The organism is Nitrospirillum goiasense, assembly GCF_034427435.1.
Classification (GTDB): Bacteria; Pseudomonadota; Alphaproteobacteria; order Azospirillales; family Azospirillaceae; genus Nitrospirillum.
The window spans coordinates 370,194-396,112 of the sequence record NZ_JAXQNP010000003.1; the positions used below are offsets into that span (position 1 = coordinate 370,194).

22 protein-coding genes and 1 pseudogene are annotated in these 25,919 nt (G+C 67.8%); 14 read left to right on the forward strand and 9 right to left on the reverse strand.

What is annotated here, in order from left to right; translation table 11 throughout:
• Window positions 1-56: 56 nt before the first annotated feature.
• The 4 genes and pseudogenes from fdhE to fdnG all read right to left on the reverse strand — a co-directional run.
• Window positions 57-983 carry a formate dehydrogenase accessory protein FdhE gene (gene fdhE / locus ULB03_RS16010; protein ID WP_322484131.1) on the reverse strand — a complete coding sequence of 309 codons (927 nt, stop codon included), beginning with the start codon at window positions 981-983 and terminating at the stop codon, window positions 57-59.
• Window positions 984-1,097: 114 nt separating this feature from the next.
• On the reverse strand, window positions 1,098-1,772 hold the full coding sequence (locus ULB03_RS16015) for a formate dehydrogenase subunit gamma (RefSeq protein WP_322484132.1): 675 nt from the start codon (window positions 1,770-1,772) through the stop codon (window positions 1,098-1,100).
• Entirely contained in the window at window positions 1,769-2,695 is a 927-nt protein-coding gene (fdxH, locus tag ULB03_RS16020; protein ID WP_322484133.1) for a formate dehydrogenase subunit beta, read from the reverse strand. Before fdxH ends, ULB03_RS16015 begins: the two co-directional genes overlap by 4 nt.
• An 89-nt stretch (window positions 2,696-2,784) precedes the next feature.
• Window positions 2,785-5,835: pseudogene (gene fdnG / locus ULB03_RS16025) on the reverse strand (formate dehydrogenase-N subunit alpha); the annotation flags it as partial.
• A gap of 379 nt (window positions 5,836-6,214) precedes the next feature.
• On the opposite strand from fdnG, the gene ULB03_RS16030 reads away from it, so the two are divergent.
• Entirely contained in the window at window positions 6,215-6,730 is a 516-nt protein-coding gene (locus ULB03_RS16030) for a methylated-DNA--[protein]-cysteine S-methyltransferase (protein ID WP_322484134.1), read from the forward strand.
• Here the strand turns inward: ULB03_RS16030 and ULB03_RS16035 are convergent.
• The 3 genes from ULB03_RS16035 to ULB03_RS16045 are packed head-to-tail and all read right to left on the reverse strand — an operon-like array spanning window position 6,727 to window position 12,590.
• The gene (locus ULB03_RS16035; protein ID WP_322484135.1) at window positions 6,727-8,202 is read right to left on the reverse strand and encodes an efflux transporter outer membrane subunit; all 1,476 of its coding nucleotides are present in this window, start codon (window positions 8,200-8,202) and stop codon (window positions 6,727-6,729) included. The genes ULB03_RS16030 and ULB03_RS16035 overlap by 4 nt on opposite strands.
• 18 nt (window positions 8,203-8,220) lie before the next feature.
• Window positions 8,221-11,427, reverse strand: coding sequence for an efflux RND transporter permease subunit (locus ULB03_RS16040; RefSeq protein ID WP_322484136.1), 3,207 nt, complete (start codon window positions 11,425-11,427; stop codon window positions 8,221-8,223).
• Between the two features lie 11 nt (window positions 11,428-11,438).
• Window positions 11,439-12,590 carry an efflux RND transporter periplasmic adaptor subunit gene (locus ULB03_RS16045; protein ID WP_322484137.1) on the reverse strand — a complete coding sequence of 384 codons (1,152 nt, stop codon included), beginning with the start codon at window positions 12,588-12,590 and terminating at the stop codon, window positions 11,439-11,441.
• Between the two features lie 333 nt (window positions 12,591-12,923).
• On the opposite strand from ULB03_RS16045, the gene cyoA reads away from it, so the two are divergent.
• The 5 genes from cyoA (at window position 12,924) to ULB03_RS16070 (ending at window position 19,084) form a co-directional block, all read left to right on the forward strand.
• A complete protein-coding gene (gene cyoA / locus ULB03_RS16050) occupies window positions 12,924-13,778 on the forward strand; it encodes a ubiquinol oxidase subunit II (RefSeq protein WP_322484138.1) in 855 nt (284 codons plus the stop codon).
• A gap of 13 nt (window positions 13,779-13,791) precedes the next feature.
• A complete protein-coding gene (gene cyoB / locus ULB03_RS16055) occupies window positions 13,792-15,786 on the forward strand; it encodes a cytochrome o ubiquinol oxidase subunit I (protein WP_322484139.1) in 1,995 nt (664 codons plus the stop codon).
• Window positions 15,783-16,421 (forward strand): cytochrome c oxidase subunit 3, encoded by a 639-nt coding sequence (locus ULB03_RS16060; protein ID WP_322484140.1) that lies wholly within the window; start codon window positions 15,783-15,785, stop codon window positions 16,419-16,421. Before cyoB ends, ULB03_RS16060 begins: the two co-directional genes overlap by 4 nt.
• 1 nt (window position 16,422) lies before the next feature.
• Window positions 16,423-16,854 carry a cytochrome o ubiquinol oxidase subunit IV gene (gene cyoD / locus ULB03_RS16065; protein ID WP_322484141.1) on the forward strand — a complete coding sequence of 144 codons (432 nt, stop codon included), beginning with the start codon at window positions 16,423-16,425 and terminating at the stop codon, window positions 16,852-16,854.
• 157 nt (window positions 16,855-17,011) lie between these two features.
• Window positions 17,012-19,084, forward strand: coding sequence for a hybrid sensor histidine kinase/response regulator (locus ULB03_RS16070; RefSeq protein WP_322484142.1), 2,073 nt, complete (start codon window positions 17,012-17,014; stop codon window positions 19,082-19,084).
• 24 nt (window positions 19,085-19,108) lie between these two features.
• Here ULB03_RS16070 and mce read toward each other — a convergent pair whose 3' ends face one another.
• Window positions 19,109-19,528, reverse strand: a complete 420-nt coding sequence (mce, locus tag ULB03_RS16075; RefSeq protein WP_322484143.1) for a methylmalonyl-CoA epimerase — start codon at window positions 19,526-19,528, stop codon at window positions 19,109-19,111.
• 171 nt (window positions 19,529-19,699) lie between these two features.
• Here mce and ULB03_RS16080 point away from each other — a divergent pair, with 171 nt between their 5' ends.
• From ULB03_RS16080 to ULB03_RS16115, 8 genes are all read left to right on the forward strand, one after another.
• Window positions 19,700-20,713, forward strand: a complete 1,014-nt coding sequence (locus ULB03_RS16080; protein WP_322484144.1) for an NADPH:quinone oxidoreductase family protein — start codon at window positions 19,700-19,702, stop codon at window positions 20,711-20,713.
• A gap of 52 nt (window positions 20,714-20,765) precedes the next feature.
• Window positions 20,766-21,371 (forward strand): TetR/AcrR family transcriptional regulator, encoded by a 606-nt coding sequence (locus ULB03_RS16085; RefSeq protein ID WP_322484145.1) that lies wholly within the window; start codon window positions 20,766-20,768, stop codon window positions 21,369-21,371.
• 98 nt (window positions 21,372-21,469) lie between these two features.
• Entirely contained in the window at window positions 21,470-22,150 is a 681-nt protein-coding gene (locus tag ULB03_RS16090) for a type 1 glutamine amidotransferase domain-containing protein (RefSeq protein WP_322484146.1), read from the forward strand.
• A 48-nt stretch (window positions 22,151-22,198) separates the two neighbouring features.
• Window positions 22,199-23,299, forward strand: a complete 1,101-nt coding sequence (locus ULB03_RS16095; protein WP_322484147.1) for an NADH:flavin oxidoreductase/NADH oxidase — start codon at window positions 22,199-22,201, stop codon at window positions 23,297-23,299.
• A 151-nt stretch (window positions 23,300-23,450) separates the two neighbouring features.
• Window positions 23,451-23,750, forward strand: a complete 300-nt coding sequence (locus ULB03_RS16100; protein ID WP_322484148.1) for a putative quinol monooxygenase — start codon at window positions 23,451-23,453, stop codon at window positions 23,748-23,750.
• Window positions 23,751-23,863: 113 nt separating this feature from the next.
• Window positions 23,864-24,241, forward strand: coding sequence for an ACT domain-containing protein (locus ULB03_RS16105; protein ID WP_322484149.1), 378 nt, complete (start codon window positions 23,864-23,866; stop codon window positions 24,239-24,241).
• 73 nt (window positions 24,242-24,314) lie between these two features.
• Window positions 24,315-24,596, forward strand: coding sequence for a type II toxin-antitoxin system RelE/ParE family toxin (locus tag ULB03_RS16110; protein ID WP_322484150.1), 282 nt, complete (start codon window positions 24,315-24,317; stop codon window positions 24,594-24,596).
• 13 nt (window positions 24,597-24,609) lie between these two features.
• Complete coding sequence (locus tag ULB03_RS16115; RefSeq protein ID WP_322484151.1) at window positions 24,610-24,918, forward strand: HigA family addiction module antitoxin; 309 nt, start codon at window positions 24,610-24,612, stop codon at window positions 24,916-24,918.
• A gap of 63 nt (window positions 24,919-24,981) precedes the next feature.
• On the opposite strand, the gene ULB03_RS16120 is transcribed toward ULB03_RS16115, so the two are convergent.
• Window positions 24,982-25,917 carry an electron transfer flavoprotein subunit alpha/FixB family protein gene (locus tag ULB03_RS16120; protein ID WP_322484152.1) on the reverse strand — a complete coding sequence of 312 codons (936 nt, stop codon included), beginning with the start codon at window positions 25,915-25,917 and terminating at the stop codon, window positions 24,982-24,984.
• Window positions 25,918-25,919: the final 2 nt, after the last annotated feature.

Below are 25,919 nucleotides of genomic sequence, written 5' to 3' on the forward strand. Positions count from 1 at the left end.
CCGCACGTCCGAGTGGAAGCGGCCCCGGTGCCATGAGGTCCCGGGGCCGCGTCGCGTCAGGCCAACAGCAGTGGGTTGGGCGCGTGGCGCAGCCAGCCGACCTCGGCCACCATCAGGTCCAGGCCCAGGCTGGCCAAATCGTCGGCGTAAGCGTCCAGCTTGGGGTCCTTGGCCAGGTACAGCATCTTCGCGTAAGTGTGGCAGTCGTCGCAGGTTTCCACCTGCACGGCCCCATTCTCCCCCTCCACGCTTTTCAGCGACAGGTGGGCCGACTGGCCACAGGTGATGCACACCGCCCGCACATGGTTCCAGGCGGTGGAGCAGAGGGAGCAATAGAGATAGCGCACACCCGGCGTGGCGCCCGAGGCGGTGATGACGCCGGCCACGGGGGTGGAGCCGCAGCAGGGGCACAGGCCGCGCTCCGGCAACAGGGGCGCCTGGCTTTCCTCCAGGCCGCCGGCCAGCTTGGTGAAATAGACCTGCAGGGCGGCGGCGATGAAGACGGCGCGGCCGGCGTCGTCGGGATTGACCGCGCCGTGCAGGAAGTCGTCCGCCAGATGCTCCAGCGTCTCGCCATCGACGTCGTTCAGGCTGTCGATGACGGCGGCCACCAGGTCCGGCACCTCCGGCAGGCGGTCGAAATAGCGCAGGATCAGGGTCAGCGCCTCGCGCCAGGCGACGTCGCGGTCATGGCCATCGGCCGCCAGCGGCGGCATGCCGGCGCCATTGGCCTTGGCCACATCCTCCGCATCCACCGCCGGCAGGTCGATCATATCGGCGGCCTCCTGCTGGGCCTGCGACAGCTCGCACAGGAAATCCAGCCATTGGGCCATGGGGTGGTCCACGGCCAGCACGCCCAGCCGCCCGGAGGTGCGGGCGAACCGGGTGGTGGGATCCGGCAGGATCACCGGGGCCGGAGCCGTCACCCCGCCCTGTGGGTTGCCCATCCACGGCGCCTTGGGCGCCACCTCACCCTGTCTCATGACCGGTCTCTCCCGGGGTGGCCGCTTCGCCGCCCCTTCATCGTGTGACTTGAAAGAAATGGGGCGCGGGCCCCGGCAGGACCCGCGCCCCTGATAGATAGGCCCAGATGCCGCTCAGTGCTCGCGGAATTTAGCCGTGCTGTTGGGCGTCGGCCCCGGCGAGCCGCTGGCGACCAGGCCGCGGAACCACTTGCGATGGTGCCGGTGGGCCCAGCCGGGCGTGACCCAGCCGTGCAGCATGGCCCGCATGGACCCCTTCACCCAGATGGCCGCGTAGACATGCGTGATCCAGATCAGGATGGCGCCGATGGCGCCCATGCTGTGGATCAGCACGGCCGCGCGCTGCGTCTCGATGGAGGTGGCGGCGCCGAAATAGACCTCCCAGATCAGGATGCCGGTGACAAACAGCACCGGGATGATCAGGGCCATGCCCCAGAACACCACCTTCTGGCCAGCGTTGAAGCGGCCGACGGGCGGCACGTGTTCCTCATCATTGGCCATGACGCGGTCCAGCTTCTTGGCCCACGCGGTGTCGTCGCGGTTCCACAGGTTGTCCCGCCAGAACTGCACGAACAGGCCGATGAAGCTGACCAACAGGGTCACCCCCAGCCAGGGATGCACCGCCCGCATCCACTGCCCGCTGCCGAACAGGTTCGACAGCCAGAAGAAGACCGGGTGGAACATGGCCAGACCCGACAGGGTCAGCAGCACGAAACAGATGCCGGTGATCCAGTGGTTCAGGCGGGTGGCCGTCGAGTTGCGGACCAGCGTGCCCTTGGGATAGCTCATGGCGTGCCCTTCCCTTCTGATTCCCCTTGGCCCGACATCTCCCGGCGCGCCGCCTCTTCATCCTCCTCCGTCGTCTCGTTGGGACCGGAGACGATGGAATGAACGAAGGTGCTGACGGCGGCGAAGGCCAGGCCGGCCAGGGCCAAGGGCTTCAGGAAGCCCTTCCACGCCCCCACCAGCGCGCTGATATGGGGCTTGTCCGGCAGGCCGGAATAGAGCGAAGGCTTGTCGGCGTGGTGCAGCACGTACATGACGTGCGTGCCGCCCACCTCCGGCGGGTCGTACAGGCCCGCGTTCTGGAAGCCACGCTCCTTCAGTTCGGCGATGCGCTCGCCCGCCCAGTCCTTCATGTCGTCTTTCGAGCCGAACATGATGGCGCCGGTCGGGCAGGTCTTCACGCAGGCCGGCTCCAGCCCCACGCCCACGCGGTCGGAACACAAGGTGCACTTGTACGACTTGTGGTCCTGGGCGCTGATGCGCGGGATGTTGAAGGGGCAGCCCTTCACGCAATAGCCGCAGCCGATGCAGTTCTCGCTGATGAAGTCGACGATGCCGTTGGCGTACTGGACGATGGCGCCGGGGGCCGGGCAGGCCTTGAGGCAGCCCGGATCCTCACAGTGCATGCAGCCGTCCTTGCGGATCAGCCACTCCAGGTTCCCCTGCTCGTCCTCGTACTCGGCGAACCGCATCAGGGTCCAGGTGCCGGGGTTGAGGTCGTGCGGGTTCTCGTAGGCGCCGTTGAACTCCTCCATCTCCGGCCGCAGGTTGTTCCATTCCATGCAGGCGGATTGGCAGGCCTTGCAGCCGATGCAGCGGCTGACGTCGATCAGCTTGGCCACCTCAAGCTCATGGTGGCGCACCGAGGGCGGCGTCAGGTTGGTGGCCGACCGGCGGATATAGTCCTGGGATTGCAGGTCGGCCATCACAGGCTCCCCACCTTGGTGAGAGACTTCGGCACGCCCTGGGCGTCACGCGGCCCTTGGGCCACGTCCACCGCGGGCGGCGCGCTGGTCTTCTCGATGTTGAGCAGGAAGGCCTTGAACTCCGGCGTGTTGGTGTTGGCGTCGCCCACGAACGGCGTCAGGGTGTTGGCGCCATAGCCCTTGCGGGCCACGCCGGTGAAGCCCCAGTGGATGGGGCAGCCGATGACGTGCGTCGGCTTGCCATCCACCATCAGCGGCTTGATGCGCTTGGTCACGAAGGCCTTGCAGATCACCTGGCCGCGCTTGGACGACACCTTGACCCAGCCGCCCTGCTCGATGCCCTTCTCCTTGGCCAGGGCCTCGCCGATCTCAACGAATTCCTCCGGCTGGAGGATGGCGTTGATCAGGGCGTGCTTGGTCCAATAGTGGAAGTGCTCGGTCAGGCGGTAGGTGGTGCCGACATAGGGGAAGTCCTGCGCCGTGCCCATCGCCTTGCGGTCGTTGGGGAAGACGCGGGCGGCCGGGTTGCTCTTCACCTTGGGGTGAAGCACGTTCTCCGCCGGGCTTTCGAACGGCTCGTAATGCTCGGGGAACGGACCCTCGACCATCAGGCCCCGGGCGAACAGGCGACCCTGCCCTTCCTGGTTCATGATGAAGGGGCCGACCCCGTCCTGCGGCTTCACGGTCGGGCCGTAGTCCGGCACGTCGAAGCCCACCCACTTGGACCCGTTCCACTGGACGACGGGCTTGTGCGGGTTCCACGGCTTGCCGTCCAAGTCGGCGCTGGCGCGGTTGTACAGGATGCGGCGGTTGGCGGGCCAAGCCCACGCCCAGTTGGGGGCGATGCCGGCGTCGCGCGGATCCGACGCGTCGCGCCGGGCCATCTGGTTGCCCTTCTCCGTCCAGCTGCCGGCGAAAATCCAGCAGCCGGACATGGTGGTGCCGTCGTCGCGCAACTGGGCGAAGCCGTCCAGCTGCTGCCCGGCCTTCAGCACCACCGCGCCCGAGTCGTCCTTGATGTCGACCAGGGCGCGGCCGTTCATCTCCCGCGCCAGCTCAGCCGGTTGCGGCTCCGCCGGGTCGGCATAGGACCAGCTCAGGTTCAGGATCGGGTCGGGGAAGGCGCCACCGTCCTTGGCGTACATGGTCTTCAGGCGGTGGTACAGCCCGGCCATGATCCACAGGTCCGGCTTGGCCTCGCCCGGCGCGTCCGCCGCCTTCCAGTGCCACTGCAGCCAGCGGGCGGAGTTGACGAGCGAGCCCTCCTCCTCCGCGAAGCAGGTGGTGGGCAGCTGGAACACCTCGGTCTGGATCTCGGCCGGCTTGGACGGGTTCTGGGGACCGTAGTCCTGCCAGAAGTTGGCCGTCTCCGTATCCAGCGGGTCGATGACCACCAGATACTTCAGCTTGGACAGGCTGCGGCGGATCTTGCCCCGGTCGGGGAAGGCCTGCATGGGGTTGAAGCCCTGGCAGATGTAACCGTTCATCTGCCCATTATCCATGCGCTCGAACGCGCGCAGCACGTCGTAGCCGTCCACGTCCAGCTTGGGCAGCCAGTCGTAGGCCCAGTTGTTCTCGGCCTTGGCGGCATCGCCGTACAGGGCCTTCTGGAAGCTGACGAAGAACTTGCGGTAGTTCTGCCAGTAGCTGGTCTGCCCCGGCCGCAGCGGCTTGAACTGCTTGGTCTCCAGATACTTGTCCAGGGTGACGTCCGAATCCTTCGGAATCGTCATGTAGCCTGGCAGCAGGTTGGACATCAGGCCAACGTCGGTCAGGCCCTGGATGTTGGAATGACCGCGCAGCGCGTTCATGCCGCCACCGGCGACGCCGATGTTGCCCAGCAGCAACTGCACCATGGCCATGGCGCGGATGTTCTGCGCCCCCACGGAATGCTGCGTCCACCCCAGCGCGAACAGGCTGGTCAGCGCCTTGTCCGGCGCCGCCGTGCTGGCGAAGATCTTGCAGATCTCCAGGTACTTGTCCTGGGGCGTGCCGCAGATGCGGGACACCAGCTCGGGCGTGTACCGGTCGACATGCTGCTTCAGCAGGTTGATGACGCAGCGCGGGTGCTGCCAGGTGTCGTCGGACTTGGCGTAGCCCTGCTCATCCAGCTCGTAATCCCAGCTGGACTTGTCGTAGCTGCGCTTTTCCTCATTATAGCCGGTGAACAGCCCATCCTCGAAGCCATAGCCTTCCTTAACGATCAGGCTGGCGTTGGTGTAGGCCTTCACATAGGCGTGCTGGATCGCATCGTTCTCCAGCAGGTAGCGCATGACGCCGCTGAGGAAAGCGATATCGGTGCCCGGCCGGATGGGGGCGTAAACGTCGGCCACGGAGGCCGTGCGGGTGAAGCGGGGATCGACAACGACCAGCTTGGCCTTGTTCTCGATCTTGGCCTCGATCACCCATTTGAAACCACAAGGATGCGCCTCGGCGGCATTGCCGCCCATCACCAGCACGACATTGGCGTTCTTAATGTCCTGCCAGGTGTTGGTCATCGCACCGCGACCGAATGTTGGGGCCAAACTGGCCACCGTCGGTCCGTGTCAGACACGCGCCTGGTTGTCGAATGCCAACATGCCCAGCGAACGGGCGACCTTCCACGTGGCGTAGGCCGTCTCGCTGGACGAGGCGGAGGCCGCCAGCATGCCGGTGGACAGCCACCGGTTGACCGTGTCACCCGCCGCGTTCTTCTCCACGAAGTGGGCGTCGCGGTCCTGCTTCATCAGCGTGGCGATGCGGTCCAGGGCGAAGTCCCAGGAGACTTCCTTCCACTCGCTCGCCCCGGCGGGCCGGTACTTCGGAACCGTCAGACGGCCCGGCGCGCGCACGATGTCCAGCAGGCCGGCACCCTTGGGGCACAACGTGCCGCGGTTCACCGGATGGTCCGGATCACCCTCGATATGGATGACCGAGGACTTCACGTTCTTCGCGCGATCGCCCTGGCTGTAGATAAGAATGCCGCAAGCCACCGAGCAGTAGGTGCAGGTGTTGCGGGTTTCGGTGGCGGCGGTCAGCCTGAACGGCCGGACCGAGGCCGCCAGCGCCGAACCCGCGAGGCCGAAGCCCAACGCGCCCAGGCTGGAAGCCGCAAGTCCCGCGCCGGACAGCTTGATAAAGCCGCGACGACTGAGATCCATGTCTCACACGCTCCCGTGAAAATCGACCCTGCCGGAACGCCCCGCCCCAACCGGAGGGCAAGCAGACGCCGGCAGACCAATGCGGCATCATAAGACGGCGGCGCCCCCCGTCAAGTTATTGCCGGCTAATCTATACGAGAGCGAATGAAGACAGGGCAGTTGATAACCATTCTCATTAACCAAATTCAGAAAATTGGTTGCGTCATGCGCAAACTGTATTACCAAACTAAAAGTATAGCCCGGATACGGGCCGATACACGCCTCCCCACCTATCGCTATATTTTCCTGAATATAACGGTTGCCGTCCTGTCGCCTGCATGAAGGCCCTTGCGCGGGCGGCGGGCCGTCGCCACCCTGCGCCTCCGCCGGAGGAACCGTCATGGCCATCGCCACCCCGTTCGCCTTCAAGACCCTGCCCTCCCCTGTCGGCCGCCTGACGCTGGTGGCCGGGGACGATGGCTTAGCGGCGGTGCTGTGGCAGGATGACCGGCCCCGCCGGGTCCGCCTGGGCCCCCTGGCCCACCAGCCCGACCACCCCATCCTGCGGGAGGCGGAGCGCCAGTTGCTGGCCTATTTCGCGGGCGACCTCACCACCTTCACCGTGCCGCTCGCCTTCACCGGCACCGCTTTCCAGCGGCAGGTGTGGCAGGCGCTGCTGACCATCCCCTACGGCGCGGTACGCAGCTACACCGACATCGCCCGCCAGATCGGCAAGCCGGCGGCCGTGCGGGCGGTGGGGGCCGCCAATGGGCGCAACCCGCTGTCCATCATCGCGCCCTGCCACCGCGTGGTGGGGCTGAACGGCGCCCTCACCGGCTTCGCCGGCGGGCTGGCGGCCAAGGAGTATCTGCTGGCGCTGGAAAGGCGCCACGGGGCCGGCGCCGTCCTGCCTTAACGCGCGGCGGCCGTGGCTGCGGGCGCCACCTCACCGGCGACCGTCCAGCCGCCGCCCAGCGCCCGGTAGGTGGCCACCAGGTCCTGCGCCACCTGGATGCGGCTTTGGGCCAGTTGGTCCTCCGCCGCCAGTTGGGTGCGCTGGGCGTCCAGCACGGTCAGGAAGTTGTCGGCGCCATAGCGGTAGCGGGTGGCCGCCAGGCTGGCCGCCCGGGTGCTGGCCATGGCGGCGGTGTCCAGGGAGGCGCGACGCGCCCGTTCCTGGGCGTAGCGGGCCAGCGCCGTCTCCGCCTCCTGCCAGGCGGTCAGCACCGCCTTCTGGAAATTGGCCAGGGCCTGGTCGGTGTTGGCGTTGGCCTCGCGGATGCGGGCGTAGAGGGCGGCGTCGAACAGCGGCACGCTGATGCTGGGCCCGATGCCATAGGTGAAGGCGCCACGGGCACCCAGGTCCCCCGGTTGCAGGGCCTGCACCCCCACCGACCCGGTGAGGGAGATCTTGGGGTAAAGGTCGGCGGTGGCGACGCCGATGCGGGCCGTGGCCGCCGCCAGCGCCCGCTCCGCCGCCGCGACGTCGGCCCGCCTGCCCAGCAGCGTGGCGGGCGTGCCCACCGCCACGCTGTCCGGCAGGTCGGGCAGCGGGGCCGGCGCGTCCAGCAGGGCCGCCAGCGCCCCCGGCTCCCGCCCCGTCAACACGGCCAGGATATGCTCATCCGCCGCCACCGTGGCACGGAGCGGCGGGATGGAGGCCAGCGTGGTTTCCAGCTGCGCCTGCGCGCGGGCGATGTCCAGGTCGGTGCCCCGGCCGGCATCGCTGAGCGTGTGGGTCAGGTCGAAGGTGCCGCGCTGGTTCTCCGCGTTGCGCAGGGCCACCGACAGGCGCAATTGCGCGCCGCGCAGATCGACATAGGTGCTGGCCACGTCGGCGATGAGGACGGTCAGCACCTGATGGCGCAGGGCTTCCGCCCGCCCGGCATCGGCCTCCGCCGCCTCGATGGCGCGGCGCACCTGGCCGAACAGGTCAATTTCCCAAGACAGGCTGCCGCCCAGGCTGGTGACATTGCTGTCGGGCAGTTGCGCGTCGGGCAGGCCCTGTTGCGTGGCCGCGGCCGCGCGGGCGCGGCTGTAGCTGGCGCTGGCGCCCACCGACGGCAGGTTGCGGGCGCCCACGGCCTCAGCTTCCGCCCGCGCGCTGCGCACGGCGGCATCGGCGGCCTTCAGGTCCAGATTGGCCGCGATGGCGTCCGCCACCAGCCGGTCCAGCACCGGGTCGCCCAGCTGCCGCCACCAATCCTCCAGCGGTTCCTCCGCCTTCAGCAGCTTGGCGTCCCCGTCCATGGCGGAAACGGCCCGGGTGAAGGGCGCGCCGGCGGCGGCCGGTGTGGCGGGCGCGTGGTAATCCGGCCCCACGGTCACGCAGCCCGCCAGGGGCAGCAGCAGGAGCGGCAGGGTCAATAGGGCGCCTGGAATACGCATGGGCCGATCCCTTCCCCGTCAGGCCGCGTGCGGGCCGTGTGAACCGGCTGGCGGCGCGTCCCGCCGTTTGCCGAAGCGTCGCTGGCCCCACTGCGCCAGCCAGCGGCAGACGACGTAGAACACCGGCGTGAACAACAGGCCGAAGAAGGTGACGCCCAGCATGCCGAAGAACACGGCCGTCCCCAGGGCCTGGCGCATCTCCGACCCGGCGCCGGACGCGATCACCAGGGGCACCACGCCCAGGATGAAGGCGAAGGAGGTCATGAGGATGGGCCGCAGGCGGGTGCGGGCGGCGCGGATGGCGGCCTGGAAGCGGTCCAACCCCTGTTCCTCATCCTGCTTGGCGAACTCCACGATCAGGATGGCGTTCTTGGCCGCCAGCCCCACCAGCACCACCAGGCCGATCTGGGTCAGGATGTTGTTGTCCATGCCGCGCAGGTTCACGCCGGAAAGGGCGGTGAGCAGGCACATGGGCACGATGAGGATGACCGACAGCGGCAGCATCCAGCTTTCGTATTGCGCCGCCAGCAGCAGATAGACGAACACCACGGCCAGACCGAAGGCGATGGGCGCCGTGTCGCCGGCGATGATCTGCTGATAGGTCAGCTCCGTCCATTCGTAGGAGAAGCCGTCGGGCAGATGCTCGCGCGCCAGCTCTCCAACGGCGGCGATGGCCTGGCCGGTGGAATAGCCGGGGGCCGGCGATCCCTGCAGCTCCGCCGCCGGATAGAGGTTGTAGCGCGGCACGCGATAGGGCCCGGTCACATCCCGGAAAGTGGCGACGGAGCCCAGGGGCACCAGCCCGCCATTGTCGGACCGGGTGCGCAGATAGGCGATGTCGCGCACGCTGGTGCGGCCGGCGCCATCGGCCTGCGCCGTCACCCGGTAGGTGCGACCCAACAGGTTGAAGTCGTTGACGAAGGCGGAGCCGAGATAGACGTTCAGCGTATCGAAGATGCGCGACGGCGGCACGCCCAGCATATCGGCCTTGACCCGGTCGATATCGGCGTAAACCTGGGGCGTGCGGGTGTTGTATAGGCTGAAGACGTTGGCCAGGCCCGGCGTCTTGTTGGCGGCCAGCATCATCTCCTGCGTGGCGTCGGCCAGCGCCTGCAAGCCACGGCCGCGCCTGTCCTCGATATACAGCTTGAACCCGCCGGAGGAGCCGATGCCCGGCACAGTGGGCGGCGGGATCAGCAACGTCAGGGCGCCGTCGATCTGTTGCAACGTCTTCTGCAGATCGCTGAAGATCCCCTGGGTGGTCAGCCCCTCCTTGACGCGCTCGGCGAAGGGTTTGGTGACGACGAACACGGCGCCGGCGTTGGGGGCGTTGGTGTAGGTGGCACCATCGAAGCCGGCGAAGCCGACCGTGTGCGCCACGCCCGGACGGGCCGCCAGCAGGGTCTGGGCACGGCGCAGGACGGCGTCCGTGCGGCTGAGCGAGGACCCCGGCGGCAACTGGATGACGGTGATGAAATAACCCTGGTCCTGCGACGGGATGAAGCCGGTGGGGGTGCGGGAGATGAGGCCGCCACCCAGCACGATCAGGCCGGCGTAGACCACCAGCACCACCGTGGCCAGCCGCACCAGATGGCCCGTCAGGCGGCCATACCGGTCGGACAGCCAGTCGAAGCCGCGGTTGAAGCCGGCGAAGAAACGGGCGATGGGATGAAAGCCGCGCCGGGCGGCAGCGCCCTGCGCCACATCGTGCTGGGCGTCGTGCGGCTTCAGCAGCAGTGCCGCCAGGGCCGGGCTCAGGGTCTGCGACACCAGCATGGAAATGAGCGTGGCGGCGGCGATGGTGACGCCGAACTGGCGATAGAACTGGCCGGAGATCCCGGTGAGGAAGGCCGTGGGCAGGAACACCGCCGTCAGCACCAGGGCGATGGCGATCAGCGCCTCGCCCACCTCATCCATGGTCTTGTGGGCGGCCTCCCGGGGCGACAGGCCCTGGGCCAGGTTGCGCTCCACATTCTCCACCACCACGATGGCGTCGTCGACGACGATGCCGATGGCCAGGACCAGGCCGAACAGCGACAGGTTGTTGAGGGAAAAGCCCACGGCCGCCATGACGGCGAAGGTGCCGATCAGCGAAATGGGAATGGCGACGATGGGGATCAGCGCCGCCCGCCAGGACTGCAGGAAGACGATGACGACGATGACCACCAGCACCATCGCCTCGAAGATGGTGTGGTAAACCTCGTTCACCGATTCCGCGATGTATTGGGTGGGGTTGTAGACGACTTTGTAAGCCAGGCCCTTGGGCATGTCGTGGCTCATCGTCTCCATGGACGACAGCACGGCCGCGGCGGTCTTCAGGGCGTTGGAACCAGGGCGCTGATAAATCAGGATGGCGGCGGCGCGCTTGCCGTCGACATAGGAATAGGTGTTGTAGTCCTGGGCACCCAGTTCCACCCAACCGACGTCGCGCACCCGGGTGACCCGGCCTTGGGCGTCGGACTTGATGACGATGTCGGCGAACTGGCCGGGGTCGGTCAGCCGGCCCAGGGTCTGCACCTGCACCTCAAAGGCGGCGGGCTTGGGCACCGGCGGATGGTTCAGCTGGCCCGAGGCCACCTGCACGTTGTTGCCCTGCAGCGCCTGCACCACTTCGGCCGTGGTCAGGCCGCGCGCCTGCACCTTTTCCGGATCCAGCCAGATGCGCATGGAGTAATCGCCGGCGCCGCGGATGCGGGCATCCCCCACGCCGTCCAGGCGCGCCAACGGATCGCGCACCTGCAAGGTGGCGTAGTTGGAGATGTAGAGCTGGTCCAGGCTGTCATCCGGGGAATACAGGTGGATGACCATCATCAGGTTGGGGGAGTTCTTGCGCGTGGTGACGCCCAGGCGGTTCACCTCGTCCGGCAGGTGCGGCTGCGCCACCGACACCCAATTCTGCACCAGCACCTGCGCCTTGTCGATGTCGGTGCCCAGCTTGAAGGTGACGGTCAGCGACAGGCCACCGTCCCCCGTGTTCTGGGAGACCATGTACAGCATGTCATCGACGCCGTTGATCTCCTGCTCCAGGGGGGCGGCCACCGTGTTGGCCACCGTCTCGGCCGAGGCGCCGGGATATGTGGCCGTCACCACCACGGTGGGGGGCGCCACCTCGGGATATTGGGCCACCGGCAGGGCGAAATAGGCGAGGCCGCCGACCAGCGTGATGAGGATGGAGATGACACAGGCGAAGATGGGCCGATCGATGAAGAAATGGGAAAACTTCATGATGGCGGCCCTTACTGTTCGGCCGCGGGGGTGATGGTCCCCGGCTGGGGCGTGACCTTGGCGCCGGGCCGCGCCCGCGTCAGGCCGCTGATGATGATGCGGTCGGTGGGCGCCAAGCCGGATTTGATGACGCGCAGGCCATAGGCGACATTGCCCAGCACCACCGGCTTGGGCGTCACCGTTCCATCCTCGCCCACCGTCATGACGATCTTGTGCGACTGGTCGGAGGCGATGGCCTCGTCCGGCACCAGCAGGGCGTCATAGTCGCCGGAGCCCAGCAGGCGCATGCGGCCGAAGGTGCCGGGCTGCAGGAAGTTGTCCGTGTTGGGAATGACGGCGCGGCCCCGGATGGTGCCAGAGTTGGGGTCCAGCCGGTTGTCGACAAAATCCATCTCGCCCTTGTGGGTCCAGGTGGTCTCATCCATCAGCCGGACGAAGACGGGGTTGGCCTTGTCACGCGACGAGGCGCGTTTGCCTTCCAGCGCCAGGCGGTTGTAGCGCAGGTAATCCGCCTCGCTGCCGTCGAAGACGAAATAGATGGGGTCCTGGGTCACCACGGTGGCGAGCAGCGTCGATTGCGCCGACCCGCCGCTGACCAGGTTGCCGATGTCGATCTTGCGGTCGCCGATGCGGCCAGAGATGGGGGAGCGGATCTGGGTGAACTCCAGATCCAGCGCCGCCGACCGCGCCGCCGCCGCCGCCGAGGCCACCGCCGCCTGGCTTTCCTGCTCCGCCTGGGCGCGGGTGTCGTACTCTTCCTGGCTGATGGCGCGGGCCGCCAGCAATTGGGCCGCCCGTTTCAGTTCCGAAACGGCCAGGGCCTGGCGGGTCTTTTCCCGCTGCAGATCGGCGTTGGCCTTGTCCAGCGTGGCCTGGAAGGGGCGCGGATCGATAACGAACAGCAGGTCGCCCTTTTGCACCAGCTGGCCGTCGCGGAACTTGATCTGCTCCAGATAGCCGGAAACGCGGGCGCGCAGTTCCACCGTCTGCACCGCCTCGAAGCGGCCGGTGAACTCGTCCCAGTCCACGATCTTGCGGGGCAGCGGCTGGGCCACCGTCACCGCTGGCGGGGTGACGGCGGACGCCGGCGGATGCTTGTCGCCACAGGCGGACAGGGCCAGCGCCAGGATCAAGGGATAGAGGTGGCGAAGTGGCGACGGCATGGTGATGGACGACATCCTTCCCCCAACGCGAGCTTAGGCTCGGCATCCCGTGCGCGGCGGGCTCCGGGACCAAGATGGACCACCGCGTCCGGCGCGGTTTCCCCACCACATTATGGGGCCGGCGTAGCGGTGGATTGGCCGGCCATGCCGTGTTTTGTCTCTTTCGGTCGCCATTGCCGCTGGGGCGTTCCCGCCTGCGATATTTGTGGCGGTGCCACCTGCGACATTTTTCGCCACCCCCCGGCCGGAACCTCTGGCGGGCGGACGCATTGACCGGGCGTGCCCCCCGTTTCCCGCCTCTCGACCGCCCACCTACCACATCCAAGGAAAGCCATGGCCCGCCCCGCCACAGCCCTCCCCTTGGCCACCGCCCTGGCATCGGTGCTGACCGGCCTTGCCGGTTGTTCCGGCGGCGTCCTGGACCCGCAGGGCCCGGTGGCCGCGCAGGAATTGACCATCCTGATGGATTCCCTGGGCATCATGCTGGCCATCGTCGTGCCCACCATCCTGGCGACCCTGGGGGTGGCGTGGTGGTTCCGCGCCGGCAACGCCCGCGCCCGCTACCGCCCCGACTGGGAATATTCCGGCCGCATCGAACTGGTGGTGTGGTCCATTCCGGCCATGACCGTGCTGCTGCTGGGCGGCATCGGCTGGGTCAGCTCCCGCGACCTGGACCCGCCCAAGCCCCTGGCCGCCGCCACCCGCGCCGTGCCGGTCCAGGTGGTGTCGCTGGATTGGAAATGGCTGTTCATCTATCCGGAGCAGGGCCTCGCCAGCGTCAACCGGCTGGTCGTGCCGGCCGGCACGCCGGTCAGCTTCCAGCTGACGTCCGACGGCGTCATGAACAGCTTTTTCGTGCCGCAGCTGGGCAGCCAGATCTACGCAATGCCCGGCATGATCACGCGGCTGAACCTGCAGGCGGACAAGCCGGGCCGCTATCCTGGCCTCTCCGCCCAGTTCAGCGGCGCCGGCTTCCCCGACATGCTGTTCACGGTGGAGGCCGTGCCCCGCGACGCCTTCGACCGGTGGATCGCAATGGCCCGCGACCAGGGCGACGCGCTGGACGAGGCCGCCTTCCGCCGCCTGGCCCAGCCCAGCCGGGCGGACCGCCCCCGCACCTTCCGCGACGTGACACCGGGCCTGTTCACCGCCGTCGCCAATCCGGGCGCCGTGAAGCCGGGCCCCTGAAGAAGGACGCAGCATGTTCGGCAAGCTGAGCTGGAGCGCCATCCCCATCAACGAGCCCATCGACATGATCGCCTCGGGCCTCATGGTCCTGGCGGTGCTGGGCGTGTTGGCCTGGGTGACGGTGAAGGGCCATTGGCCCTATCTGTGGAAGGAATGGCTGACGTCCGTCGACCATAAGCGCATCGGCGTCATGTACGTCGTCCTGGCCCTGGTCATGCTGCTGCGCGGCTTCACCGACGCCGTCATGATGCGCATTCAGCAATCCATCTCCGTGGGTCCGGACTCCGGCTATCTGCCGCCGGAGCATTACAACCAGATCTTCTCCGCCCACGGCACCATCATGATCTTCTTCATGGCCATGCCCTTCATCATCGGCCTGATGAATTTCGCCGTGCCGCTGCAACTGGGCATCCGCGACGTGGCCTTTCCCACGCTCAATTCCGTCAGCCTGTGGCTGACCGCCTCCGGCATCCTGCTGACCAACCTGTCGCTGGTGATCGGGGAATTCGCGCGCACCGGCTGGCTGGCCTATCCGCCGTTGAGCGAGCTGAAATATTCCCCGGGCGTGGGCGTCGACTATTACCTGTGGGCCCTGCAAATCTCAGGCGTGGGCACCTTGCTGTCGGGCATCAACCTGGCCACCACCATCCTGAAGATGCGGGCGCCGGGCATGGGCTATATGCGCATGCCCGTGTTCTGCTGGACCTCGCTGGCATCCAACCTGCTGATCATCGCCGCCTTCCCGGTGCTGACCGCCACCTTCGCCATGCTGCTGCTGGACCGCTATCTCGGCATGCACTTCTTCACGGCGGACGGCGACGGCAACCCGATGATGTACGTGAACCTCATCTGGGTGTGGGGGCATCCGGAGGTCTACATCCTGATCCTGCCCTGCTTCGGCGTGTTTTCCGAAGTCGTCTCGACCTTCTCCGGCAAGCCCTTGTTCGGCTACCGCTCCATGGTCGCGGCCACCATGGCCATCTGCATCCTGTCCTTCATCGTCTGGCTGCACCACTTCTTCACCATGGGGGCGGGCGCCAACGTCAACGGCTTCTTCGGCGTCATGACCATGATCATCGCCGTGCCCACCGGCGTGAAGGTCTACAATTGGCTGTTCACCCTGTACGGCGGGCGGGTCCGCTTCCAGGTGCCCATCCTGTGGTCCGTGGGCTTCATGGTGACCTTTGTCATCGGGGGCATGACCGGGGTGCTGCTGGCCGTGCCGCCGGCCGATTTCGTGCTGCACAACAGCCTGTTCCTCATCGCCCACTTCCACAACGTCATCATCGGCGGCGTCGTGTTCGGCGTGCTGGCCGGGTACACTTACTGGTTCCCCAAGGCCTTCGGCTTCACCCTGGACGAAGGCTGGGGCAAGGTTTCCTTCTGGTGCTGGTTCGTCGGCTTCTACCTGGCCTTCATGCCGCTGTACTACCTGGGCATGCTGGGCATGACCCGGCGGTTGCAGCACTATGACGATCCGTCCTGGCAGCCCTGGCTGATCGTGGCCGCCGTCGGCGTCGCCTTCATCCTGGCCGGCATCCTGGCCCTGATCGTCCAACTGGTGGTTTCCATCCGCACCCGCGACCGGCGCCGTGACCTGACGGGCGACCCGTGGAATGGCCGCACCCTGGAATGGTCCACACCCTCGCCCCCACCGGCCTGGAACTTCGCCATCCTGCCCCATGTGGAGCGGGAGGACGCCTATTGGCAGCTGAAACGGCGCACGCGGGAGGAGCGCGTGGCCGCCGCCAAGGCGCTGGTGTACGAGACCATCCACATGCCGGTGAACAGCCCCACCGGCTTCATCACCGCCTTCTTCGCCGTCATCACCGGGTTTTCCCTGATCTGGCACATCTGGTGGCTGGTGGCGCTGGGCCTGGCCGGGGCCCTGGCCACCACCCTGGTCTTCGCCTGGCGGGACGAGCGCGAGTTCGAGATCCCCGCCGACGCGGTGGCCCAGGCCGACCGCGCCCACCAGGACGCCTATTGGACGGGGGCGGCGCCATGACCGCCGCCACGCTGCGCCATGACGCCCCCGACGCCGCGCACGGCATCCCCACCGGCACCAGCACCGCGGGGCCGGCGCCTAAGCGCATCATCATCGCCTATGGCTTCTGGCTGTTCCTGCTAAGCGACATCGTCATGTTCTCCGCCCTGTTCGCCACCTACGCGGTGGTGGGCAAGGCGACGGCCGGCGGGCCGACGGGGGCGGAGCTGTTCGACCCCACGAACGTCGCCGTGGAGACGGCCCTGCTGCTGTTCTCCAGCTTCAGTTGCGGGATGATGTCGCTGGCCATGGGCGCGCGCCACCGCACCGCCTTCCATGGCGCCGCCGCCCTGACCTTCCTGCTGGGCCTGGGCTTCCTGGTCCTGGAAATGCGCGAATTCGCCGGCATGATCGCCCAGGGCGCCACCCCGCAGCGCAGCGCCTTCCTGTCCGGCTTCTTCACCCTGGTGGGATGCCACGGCGCCCACGTCGCCGTGGGGCTGCTGTGGCTGGTGGTCATGGTGGCGCAGGTGGCGGACAAGGGCTGGCGCGCCACCGTCCGGCATCGCCTGATGTGCTTCAGCCTGTTCTGGCACGCCCTGGACATCATCTGGGTGGCCCTGTTCACGATCGTCTACCTAATGGGAGGACGCTGAGATGGCCGAAACGGATCGCCCTGCCCCCGATGGCATCCCCCATGACGCTGACCACCTGGACAGCCCGGCCCCCCTGGACAGCGCGCCGGGCGACAGCCGGGGGGAGCTGATGGCCAGCCTCAAGGTCTATGTCGTCGGCCTGGCGCTGGCCATCCTGCTGACCGCCACGTCCTTCTGGGCGGCCAGCACCCACGTGCTGTGGCCGCCGGGGGTGCCCATCGGCCTGGCCGTCCTGGCCGTGGCCCAGATGGGCGTGCACCTGGTGTTTTTCCTGCACATCACCACCGGGCCGGACAACACCAACAACGTGCTGGCCCTGGCCTTCGGCGTGCTGATCGTTTTCCTGGTGGTGGCGGGGTCGCTGTGGATCATGGCCAACCTCAGCGCCAACATGATGCCGCTGGAGATGATGGACCTTCACCACCAGCATTGACCCCGATGCCCCGCACCTCTGCCTTTTGGAGGGGGATCTCGCGCCGCGACATAGTCTTTGGTTGGCGATGTGCCCGCCTTCCTCGCGTGACATAACAAGCGTCGTAGGATTTTCGGTGTGAAGGCGACTAATGCGGTTGGATGGGGCACGGCGGCATATGGCGCAAGAGGTGATACCGGCTTTCCTGTCCGGCGGCGGCGAATTGGCGTCGCTGATCGCGGCCTATGACTGGGCGGGCACACCCCTGGGGCCGCTGGAGCTATGGCCGCAAAGCCTGCGCACCACCGTCGGCCTGATCCTGCAATCGCCCGTGCCCATCGTCACCCTGTGGGGACCGGACGGCATCATGATCTACAACGATGCCTATTCCGTCTTCGCCGGCGGCCGCCATCCCCAGCTTCTGGGATCCAAGGTCCGGGAAGGCTGGCATGAGGTGGCGGACTTCAACGACAATGTGATGAAGGTGGGGCTGGCCGGCGGCACGCTGGCCTATCAGGACCAGGAACTGACGCTGCATCGCTCCGGCCGGCCGGAGCAGGTGTGGATGAACCTGGACTACTCCCCCATCCTGGATGAGGCGGGCAAGCCCGCCGGCGTCATCGCCATCGTGGTGGAGACGACGGCCAAGGTGCGGGCGGAGCGCACCCTGCGCGTCACCGCCGATAAGCTGGCCCGCCTGAACGCCGACCTGGAGGAACGGGTGGCGGAGCGCACGGCGGAGCGCGACCGCGTCTGGCGCTTTTCCCGCGACCTGCTGCTGGTGATCGGGCGCGACGGAATAATCCGCGACGCCAGCCCCGCCTGGAAGGCCATCCTGGGCCAGGAGCCGGAGGAGCTGATCGGCCACAGCTTTGTGGAAATGGTCTGGCCCGACGACGCCCGCGCCACGGTCCAGGCCCATGAGGGGCTGCTGATCGAGGGGCAGCTTTTGTGCTTTGAAAACCGCCTGCGGCACCAGGATGACGGCTTCCGCTGGATTTCCTGGAACTCCTTCGCCGAAGGGGACGTGGTCTACGGCTATGGCCGCGACATCACGGAGGAGAAGCGCCAGGCCGAAGCCTTGCGCCTGGCTGAGGCGCAGTTGCGCCAGGCGCAGAAGATGGAGGCGGTCGGCCAGTTGACCGGCGGCCTGGCCCATGACTTCAACAACCTGCTGACGGCCATCAGCGGCAGCCTGGAACTGCTGGACCAGCGCATCCGCCAGGGCCGCCTGAACGCGCTGGACCGCTACATGACGGCGGCACGCGGCGCCGTGGACCGCGCCGCCGCGCTGACCCACCGCCTGCTGGCCTTTTCGCGGCAGCAGACCCTGGATCCCCGCCCGACGGACGTCAGCCGCCTGGTCCTGGAGATGGAGGATCTGGTGCGGCGTACGGTGGGCCCCGCCATCGCCCTGATTGTCGACACGCCGCCCGACCTGTGGACCACCCTGATCGACGCCAACCAGCTGGAAAGCGCCCTGCTGAACCTGTGCATCAACGCCCGCGACGCCATGCCCCGCGGCGGCCACATCACCATCGAGGCCAGCAACCGCGAGATCGACGGCGAAACCGCCAGCGCCCATGACATGACGCCCGGCCAGTTCGTGCTGCTGAGCGTCACCGACACGGGCGTGGGCATGCCGCCGGAGGTCATCGCCCGCGCCTTCGACCCCTTCTTCACCACCAAGCCCATCGGCCAGGGCACCGGCCTGGGCCTATCCATGATCTATGGCTTCGTGCGGCAATCCGGCGGCCAGATCCGCATCCTGTCGGAGGTGGGGCAAGGCACCACCGTGTCGCTGTACCTGCCCCGCCATCATGGGCAGGAGCAGGCGACGGAGATGCTGGCCATCGCCCAGGCCGCCCCCAGGGCCAAGCGCGGGGAAACCGTGCTGGTGGTGGATGACGAGCCCACCGTGCGCCTGCTGGTGACCGAGGTGCTGGATGAGTTGGGCTACACCACGCTGGAGGCGATGGACGGCCCCGAGGCGCTGCGCATCCTGCAATCCGATACCCCCATCAACCTGCTGGTGACGGATATCGGCCTGCCCCAGGGCATGAACGGCCGGCAATTGGCCGACGCCGGCCGGGACCTGCGCCCCGGCCTGAAAGTGCTGTTCATCACCGGCTATGCCGAAAACGCGGTCATCGGCAATGAACGGCTGGCGCCCGGCCTGCATGTGCAGACCAAGCCCTTCTCCATGGAGGCGCTGGCCAGCCGCATCAAGAGCATCCTGAGCGGAAGTTAAGGGCTTCGCCCCGGGCGCACGCCGTCAGTGATGATCGCCCTTGGGCGTTTCCATCAGTTCCACCAGCACGCCCCCCATGCTCTTGGGATGCACGAAGATCACCGGCGTGCCGTGGGCGCCGATGCGGGGCTGGCCCAGCACCGTGGCGCCCTTGGCCGCCATGTCGGCGGCGGCGGCGTGGATGTCCGGCACCTCGAAACAGACATGGTGCTGGCCACCCTGGGGGAACTTCTTCAGGAAGGCGTGGACAGGCGAGGCCTCACCCAAGGGCTCGATCAGTTCGATCTGGCTGTTGGGCGTGTCGATGAAGCAGACGCGCACACCCTGGGCCGGCAAGTCGAAAGGCTCGCGAATCACCGTGGCGCCCAAAAGGTCGCGGTAGACGGTGATGGCGTCCTCAATCGACGGTGTGGCGATGCCGACATGGTTCAGGCGGCCGATCATGCGTGGACACTCCCTTTTTCGAAAACCCGGCCCGGCAGCGCACTGCGCGCGAACCGGCAACGCCGCGATCCTGGAAAGGGTACGGGGACCGGTCAATATGAATGATGGACCCGCCCCGCCGCCTCCCCCACTCTGGTGCCCAATAAACGAGAGTGTCTTGGGAGGACAGCGATGCGGGCCTGGCGCAGCCATCAGACGGGGGGACCGGACACCCTGGTGCTGGACACGAACCTGCCCCCGCCGGTGGCGGGGCCCGGCCAGGTGGTGGTCGCCGTCAGCGCCACGGCGCTGAATTACCCGGACCTGCTGGTCATCCAGGACCTCTACCAGGCCCGCCCGCCCCGGCCCTTCGCCCCCGGGCTGGAGGTGGCCGGCCGGGTGACGGCCGTGGGCGCGGGCGTCCAGGACTTCACGGTCGGCGACCGTGTCATCGGTGTGGTGCCGCATGGCGGCCTGTCGGAACAATTGGCCATACCGGCGTCGAACTGCCTGCCCCTGCCGGATGGCGTGGATGACGCCGCCGGCGCCGCCCTGCGGCTGACCTACGGCACCAGCCACTACGCCCTGCGCGACCGCGCCAAGCTGGCGCCCGGGGAAACGCTGGTGGTGCTGGGGGCGGCCGGCGGCGTGGGCCTGGCGGCGGTGCACCTGGGCAAGGCCATGGGCGCCCGCGTCGTGGCCGCCGCCTCCTCACCGGAGAAGGCCGCCATCGCCCGCGACAACGGCGCCGACGCCGTGGTGGTCTATCCCGCCACCCTGGACGACCCCGCCGCCGCCAAGGCCCTGACCGCCGACATCCGCGCCGCCTGCCAGGCCGTCTCCGCCAAGGGCGAGGCCGACGTGGTCTACGACCCCATGGGCGGCCCCTATGCCGAACCCGCCTTCCGCGCCCTGGGCTGGCGCGGCCGCTACCTGGTGGTGGGCTTCACCGCCGGCATCCCCAAGCTGCCCCTGAACCTGACCCTGCTGAAGGACGCCGCCGTGCTGGGCGTGTTCTATGGCGAGTTCACCCGCCGCGACCCGGCCCTGAACCAGACCTACCTGCGGGAGATCATGGGCTGGCTGGCCGAGGGCACCATCCGGCCCCACATCGGCCTGCGCCTGCCCTTCGAGCGCGCGCCCGAAGGCCTGACCGCCCTGGGCGCCCGCCAGGCGGTGGGCAAGATCGTGGTGGAATTCGATTGAGAGGTGACGACCGTCACTAGACGACTGGTCTAATCGTGCTTATATCGTACCCATGATCGCCAAGCCCCACAGCATCGACGTGCGCCAGCACATCCTCGACACCGCCCAGCGCATTATCGGCGGCAAAGGGTTCGCCGCGGTCGGGCTGAACGAGATCCTGGGCGCCGCCAATGTGCCCAAGGGGTCGTTCTATCACTATTTCGACTCCAAGGACGCCTTCGGCACCGCCCTGCTGGAAAGCTATTTCGAGACCTATCTGGCGGATCTGGACCGGCAATTGTCGGCGCCGGGCAAGCCGGTGGTCGACCGCATGCTGGCCTACTGGCAGAATTGGATCGATACCCAGGGCGACTGCGATGCCGAGGGCAAGTGCCTGGCGGTGAAGCTGGGGGCCGAGGTCGCCGACCTGTCGGAGGCCATGCGCGCCGTGCTGGACCGGGGCACCAAGGCCATCATCAAGCGCCTGGGCCAGGCGCTGGAAGACGGCATGGCCGACGGCTCGCTGAAGGTTGCCGCCCCCGCCTGTCCCACGGCGGAAACCCTGTATCAGACCTGGCTGGGCGCCAGCCTGATGGCCAAGATTTCCCGCAGCGCCACCCCGCTGGAGGCCGCCATGCGCGCCACCCGGATGATGCTGCACCTCGACACCCCTCACTGACGCGGTCCCGCTGGCGGCCTCCCTCGCCAGCGTTTCCGCGCCCAAACAACTAGACGACTGGTCTATTCCACCCCTCCGACCGAAAGGACACTTGGATCATGAACATCCTGATGGTGCTGACCTCTCACGACCAGCTGGGCGACACCGGCGCCAAGACCGGCTTCTGGCTGGAGGAACTGGCCGCCCCCTATTACGTCTTCAAGGACGCCGGGGCGACCGTCACCCTGGCCTCGCCCCAGGGCGGGCAGCCGCCGCTGGACCCCAAGAGCAGCGATCCCGGCTTCCAGACGGACGCCACCCGCCGGTTCGAGGCGGACGCCGCGGCGAAGCAGGCCCTGGCCACCACCCGGCCCCTGGCCGAGGTCGGACATGAGGGCTTCGACGCCGTGTTCTATCCCGGCGGCCACGGCCCGCTGTGGGACCTGGCGAACGACGCCAACTCCGTCCGCCTGATCGAAACCACCGTCGCGGCGGGCAAGCCGGTCGCCCTGGTCTGCCACGCCCCGGGCGTGCTGCGCGACGTGAAGGCGGTGGACGGCGCCCCCCTGGTGAAGGGCCGCACGGTCACCGGCTTCACCAACAGCGAGGAGGAGGCCGTGGGCCTGACCAAGGTCGTCCCCTTCCTGGTGGAGGACATGCTGACGGCCAAGGGCGGCCTGTACAGCAAGACCGGCGATTGGCAGCCCCACGCCGTCCAGGACGGCCTGTTGATCACCGGGCAGAACCCCGCCTCGTCCGAAAAGACGGCCGAGTTGTTGCTGGCGGCGCTTCGACGCTGACCGCCCCCGTCTAATCCCCTACCGTTCCCGTTCATCCGGAGCTTCCCCATGCCCACCTTGTTCGATCCCCTGAAGATCAAGGACGTCACCCTGCGCAACCGCATCGCCGTGCCGCCGATGTGCCAGTACAGCGCCACCGACGGCCTGCCCAACGACTGGCACCTCAGCCACTATGCCACCCTGGCCCGGGGCGGCGCCGGCCTGGTGGTGGTGGAGGCCACCGCCGTGGCGCCGGAGGGGCGCATCACCCCGGCCTGCACCGGCCTGTGGAACGACGCCCAGGCCCAGGCCTTCGTGCCAGTCGTCCGCGCCATCAAGGCGGCGGGTGCGGTGCCCGGCATCCAGATCGGCCATGCCGGCCGCAAGGCCAGCGCCAACCGCCCCTGGGAGGGTGACGACCACATCGCCGAGGGCGATCCGCGCGGCTGGGACACCATCGCCCCGTCGGCCATCGCCTTCGGCGGCAATCTGCCCAAGACCCCCAAGGCCATGACCCTGGACGACATCGCCCGGGTGCGGGAGGAGTTCGTGGCCGCCGCCAAGCGCGCCCGCGATGCCGGCTTCGAATGGCTGGAACTGCACTTCGCCCACGGCTATCTGGCGCAGAGCTTCTTCAACCGCGACGCCAACCAGCGCACCGATGCCTATGGCGGCAGCGCCAAAAACCGGGGCCGCTTCCTGGTGGAAACGCTGGCCGCCGTGCGCCAGGTCTGGCCGGAGCACCTGCCCCTGACCGCCCGCTTCGGCGTCATCGAGTATGACGGCCGGGATGAGGAGACGATGGCGGAGTCCATCGCCCTGACCCGCCGCTTCCGCCAGGAAGGGCTGGATCTGCTGAGCGTCAGCGTCGGCTTCTCCACGCCCAAGGGCAACGTGCCGTGGGGGCCCGCCTTCCTGGCACCCATCGCCGCCCGCGTGCGTCAGGAGGCCGGCATCCCCGTTTCCTCCGCCTGGGGCTTCGCCAACCCCGAGGTCGCCGACCGCGCGGTGCGGGAGCAGCAGTTGGACCAGGTCCTGGTCGGCCGCAACCACCTGGCCAACCCGCATTGGCCGTACGCCGCCGCCCTGAAGCTGGGCATCGAGCGCCCATCCTGGGTGCTGCCCGCCCCCTACGCCCACTGGCTGCAGCGCTACGCCGTCGAAGCCTGACCAACAACGGCGGCATGGGATGACCCATGCCGCCGTAGGACGCGACCGCGTCCGCCGGAGATTTTAGGACGGCTAACGCCGCCCTTGAATCGAGGAAGCCCAGCCGGCGGATGCCGGCGCCCGGCGCCGGCGGACGCAAAAGGAGTTAACAATGAGCATTTCCCTGATCGCCACCGTCACGCCCAAGCCCGAGGCCGTGGACAAGGTGGAGGCGCTGATGCGCACGCTGACCGGCCATTCGCGCGCGGAGCCGGGCAACCGCCGTTACGACCTGTTCCGGGGCACGGACACGCCGGTCCGCTTCCATGTGTTCGAGATCTATGCCGATGAGGCCGCCATCGAGGCCCACCGCGCCAGCCCGCACTACACCGCCTTCCGCGCAGCGGTGGGCGACCTGCTGGCCGAGGCGCCGGTGGTGGTGGCCGCCACGCCGGTGGACACGGTGGAATAAGGCGTGGGGCGGCGGCCTAGGGTGACCGCCGCCATCCTTATGCTTTGCGGGGACTTTCCGGTAAGGTGGCACCGTCATCGGCGCCACTGCCACCTTGTATGGAAAAGCATCCCATGGGCATCACCCTGCGGCTCCTGGATGGCCGCTACGCCATCGTGCAGCTTCCGCCCGACAGCCCCATCCCAGCCTGGTGGGACGGCAAGGGCTTCACCGCCCTGGCCCGGGATGATGAGGAACTGTCGCTGATCTGCCAGCAAGAGCGGGTGCCGCAGGACGTGAGGGCCGACGGCGACTGGGTCTGCCTGACCTTCGTCGGCCCCTTCGCCTTCGATCAGGCCGGCATCCTGCTGTCGGTCATCCGCCCGCTGTCGGAGGATGGCATCGGCATCTTCGTCACCTCCACCTTCAACACCGACCATCTCATGGTCAAGGCGGAGAACCTGGGTCGTACCCTGTCCCTGCTGAGGGCGGCGGGGCACGTCGTATCGTAATATGATACCGAATCCTCTTGTTGCCCGTATCTTATCGTGATACATAAATGGCATTGGTGGGTAAGCGGTCGCAATGATTAAAAGCACCAAGGGGAAGATCAGTCAGGCGGTGCTCACCGGCACCCTGACCAAAGGCTTCCCAGCGGACTTGGTGCACGCGGCGCAGCGGAAATTGGCTATCCTTCACGCGGCAACCACTGTGGACGATCTACGCATTCCGCCCGGCAATCGCTTGGAAAAGCTGTCGGGAGACCGCGAAGGCCAGCATTCCATCCGGATCAACGATCAGTGGCGTGTGTGCTTTCGCTGGGAAGGCCAAGATGCTCATGACGTTGAGATCGTCGACTACCATTGAACGGAGCGGCCCCATGACCCTCGATGCCCTGATCGCCATGCGCCCCGTCCATCCCGGCGAAGTCCTGCGGGAGGAATTCATGGAGCCCCTGGGCCTGACGGCGGGTAAAATCGCCAAAGCCTGCGGCGTACCGCGCACCCGTATTGAGCGGGTGGCAACCGAACAGACGGAGGTGACGGCCGATACCGCCCTGCGCCTGGCCAAGGCGCTGGGCACCACGGCGCAGTTTTGGTTAAACCTGCAAACCACGCACAATCTGGCCCGCGCCCACCAAAGCGTGGACCTGTCGGCTGTGCAGGTGCTGCACCACGCGGCGGAATAAAAAATTGGCCGGACGCCCTCACGAGCGCCCGGCCAGGCCACGGTGTTATTCCTGGAAAATCCTTCAGAGCTGGCCGGTCAATTCCGGCACGGCCTTGAACAGGTCGGCGACCAGGCCGTAGTCGGCGACCTGGAAGATGGGCGCCTCCTCGTCCTTGTTGATGGCCACGATGACCTTGCTGTCCTTCATGCCGGCCAGGTGCTGGATGGCGCCCGAGATGCCCACGGCGATGTACAGCTCCGGCGCCACGATCTTGCCTGTCTGCCCGACCTGGTAGTCGTTGGGCACGAAGCCGGCGTCCACGGCCGCGCGGCTGGCGCCCACCGCCGCCCCCAGCTTGTCGGCCAGGGCCTCCAGCAGGGGGAAGTTGTCGCCCGACTGCATGCCGCGCCCGCCCGAGACGATGACGCGGGCGCTGGTCAGCTCCGGCCGCTCCGACTTCGACACTTCCTGGCTCACGAATTTGGACAGGCCGGCGTCCGCCGCGCCCGCCACGGCCTCAACCGACGCGCTGCCGCCCGTGGCCGCCACCGCCTCGAACGCCGTGCCGCGCACCGTCGCCACCTTCACCGGGTCGGACGACTGCACGGTGGCGATGGCGTTGCCGGCGTAGATGGGACGGGTGAAGGTGTCCGCACCCTCCACCCCGGTGATGTCGCTGATCTGCGCCACGTCCAGCAGGGCCGCCACGCGCGGCGCCACGTTCTTGCCGAAGGTGGTGGAGGGGGCGAAGACGTGGCTGTAGCCGCCGCTCTTCACCAGGCCCACCACCAGCGGGGCCACGTTCTCCGCCAGGCCGTGCGCCAGCTCGGCGGCGTCCGCCGTCAGCACCTTGGCCACACCGGCGACCTGGGCGGTGGCGTCAGCGACAGCGCCCACACCCTGGCCCAGCACCAGCACATGGACGTCGCCGCCCAGCTTGGCGGCCGCCCCCAGGGTGGTCAGCGTCGGGGCCTTCAAACCTTCCGTCGAGGGTTCGGCAATCACAAGAGTCGTCATGG

Excerpts from the sequence above, each read along its gene's own strand:
- ULB03_RS16035 (WP_322484135.1), bottom strand. The coding sequence starts at position 8,202 with ATGCGTATTCCAGGCGCCCTATTGACCCTGCCGCTCCTGCTGCTGCCC.
- ULB03_RS16060 (WP_322484140.1), top strand. The coding sequence starts at position 15,783 with ATGACCGCCGCCACGCTGCGCCATGACGCCCCCGACGCCGCGCACGGC.
- ULB03_RS16090 (WP_322484146.1), top strand. The coding sequence starts at position 21,470 with ATGAACATCCTGATGGTGCTGACCTCTCACGACCAGCTGGGCGACACC.
- ULB03_RS16095 (WP_322484147.1), top strand. The coding sequence starts at position 22,199 with ATGCCCACCTTGTTCGATCCCCTGAAGATCAAGGACGTCACCCTGCGC.
- cyoA (WP_322484138.1), top strand. The coding sequence starts at position 12,924 with ATGGCCCGCCCCGCCACAGCCCTCCCCTTGGCCACCGCCCTGGCATCG.
- fdhE (WP_322484131.1), bottom strand. The coding sequence starts at position 983 with ATGAGACAGGGTGAGGTGGCGCCCAAGGCGCCGTGGATGGGCAACCCA.
- ULB03_RS16105 (WP_322484149.1), top strand. The coding sequence starts at position 23,864 with ATGGGCATCACCCTGCGGCTCCTGGATGGCCGCTACGCCATCGTGCAG.
- ULB03_RS16070 (WP_322484142.1), top strand. The coding sequence starts at position 17,012 with ATGGCGCAAGAGGTGATACCGGCTTTCCTGTCCGGCGGCGGCGAATTG.
- fdxH (WP_322484133.1), bottom strand. The coding sequence starts at position 2,695 with ATGGCCGACCTGCAATCCCAGGACTATATCCGCCGGTCGGCCACCAAC.
- cyoB (WP_322484139.1), top strand. The coding sequence starts at position 13,792 with ATGTTCGGCAAGCTGAGCTGGAGCGCCATCCCCATCAACGAGCCCATC.
- mce (WP_322484143.1), bottom strand. The coding sequence starts at position 19,528 with ATGATCGGCCGCCTGAACCATGTCGGCATCGCCACACCGTCGATTGAG.
- ULB03_RS16040 (WP_322484136.1), bottom strand. The coding sequence starts at position 11,427 with ATGAAGTTTTCCCATTTCTTCATCGATCGGCCCATCTTCGCCTGTGTC.
- ULB03_RS16085 (WP_322484145.1), top strand. The coding sequence starts at position 20,766 with ATGATCGCCAAGCCCCACAGCATCGACGTGCGCCAGCACATCCTCGAC.
- ULB03_RS16110 (WP_322484150.1), top strand. The coding sequence starts at position 24,315 with ATGATTAAAAGCACCAAGGGGAAGATCAGTCAGGCGGTGCTCACCGGC.
- ULB03_RS16120 (WP_322484152.1), bottom strand. The coding sequence starts at position 25,917 with ATGACGACTCTTGTGATTGCCGAACCCTCGACGGAAGGTTTGAAGGCC.
- ULB03_RS16045 (WP_322484137.1), bottom strand. The coding sequence starts at position 12,590 with ATGCCGTCGCCACTTCGCCACCTCTATCCCTTGATCCTGGCGCTGGCC.
- ULB03_RS16115 (WP_322484151.1), top strand. The coding sequence starts at position 24,610 with ATGACCCTCGATGCCCTGATCGCCATGCGCCCCGTCCATCCCGGCGAA.
- ULB03_RS16100 (WP_322484148.1), top strand. The coding sequence starts at position 23,451 with ATGAGCATTTCCCTGATCGCCACCGTCACGCCCAAGCCCGAGGCCGTG.
- ULB03_RS16080 (WP_322484144.1), top strand. The coding sequence starts at position 19,700 with ATGCGGGCCTGGCGCAGCCATCAGACGGGGGGACCGGACACCCTGGTG.
- ULB03_RS16015 (WP_322484132.1), bottom strand. The coding sequence starts at position 1,772 with ATGAGCTATCCCAAGGGCACGCTGGTCCGCAACTCGACGGCCACCCGC.
- ULB03_RS16030 (WP_322484134.1), top strand. The coding sequence starts at position 6,215 with ATGGCCATCGCCACCCCGTTCGCCTTCAAGACCCTGCCCTCCCCTGTC.
- cyoD (WP_322484141.1), top strand. The coding sequence starts at position 16,423 with ATGGCCGAAACGGATCGCCCTGCCCCCGATGGCATCCCCCATGACGCT.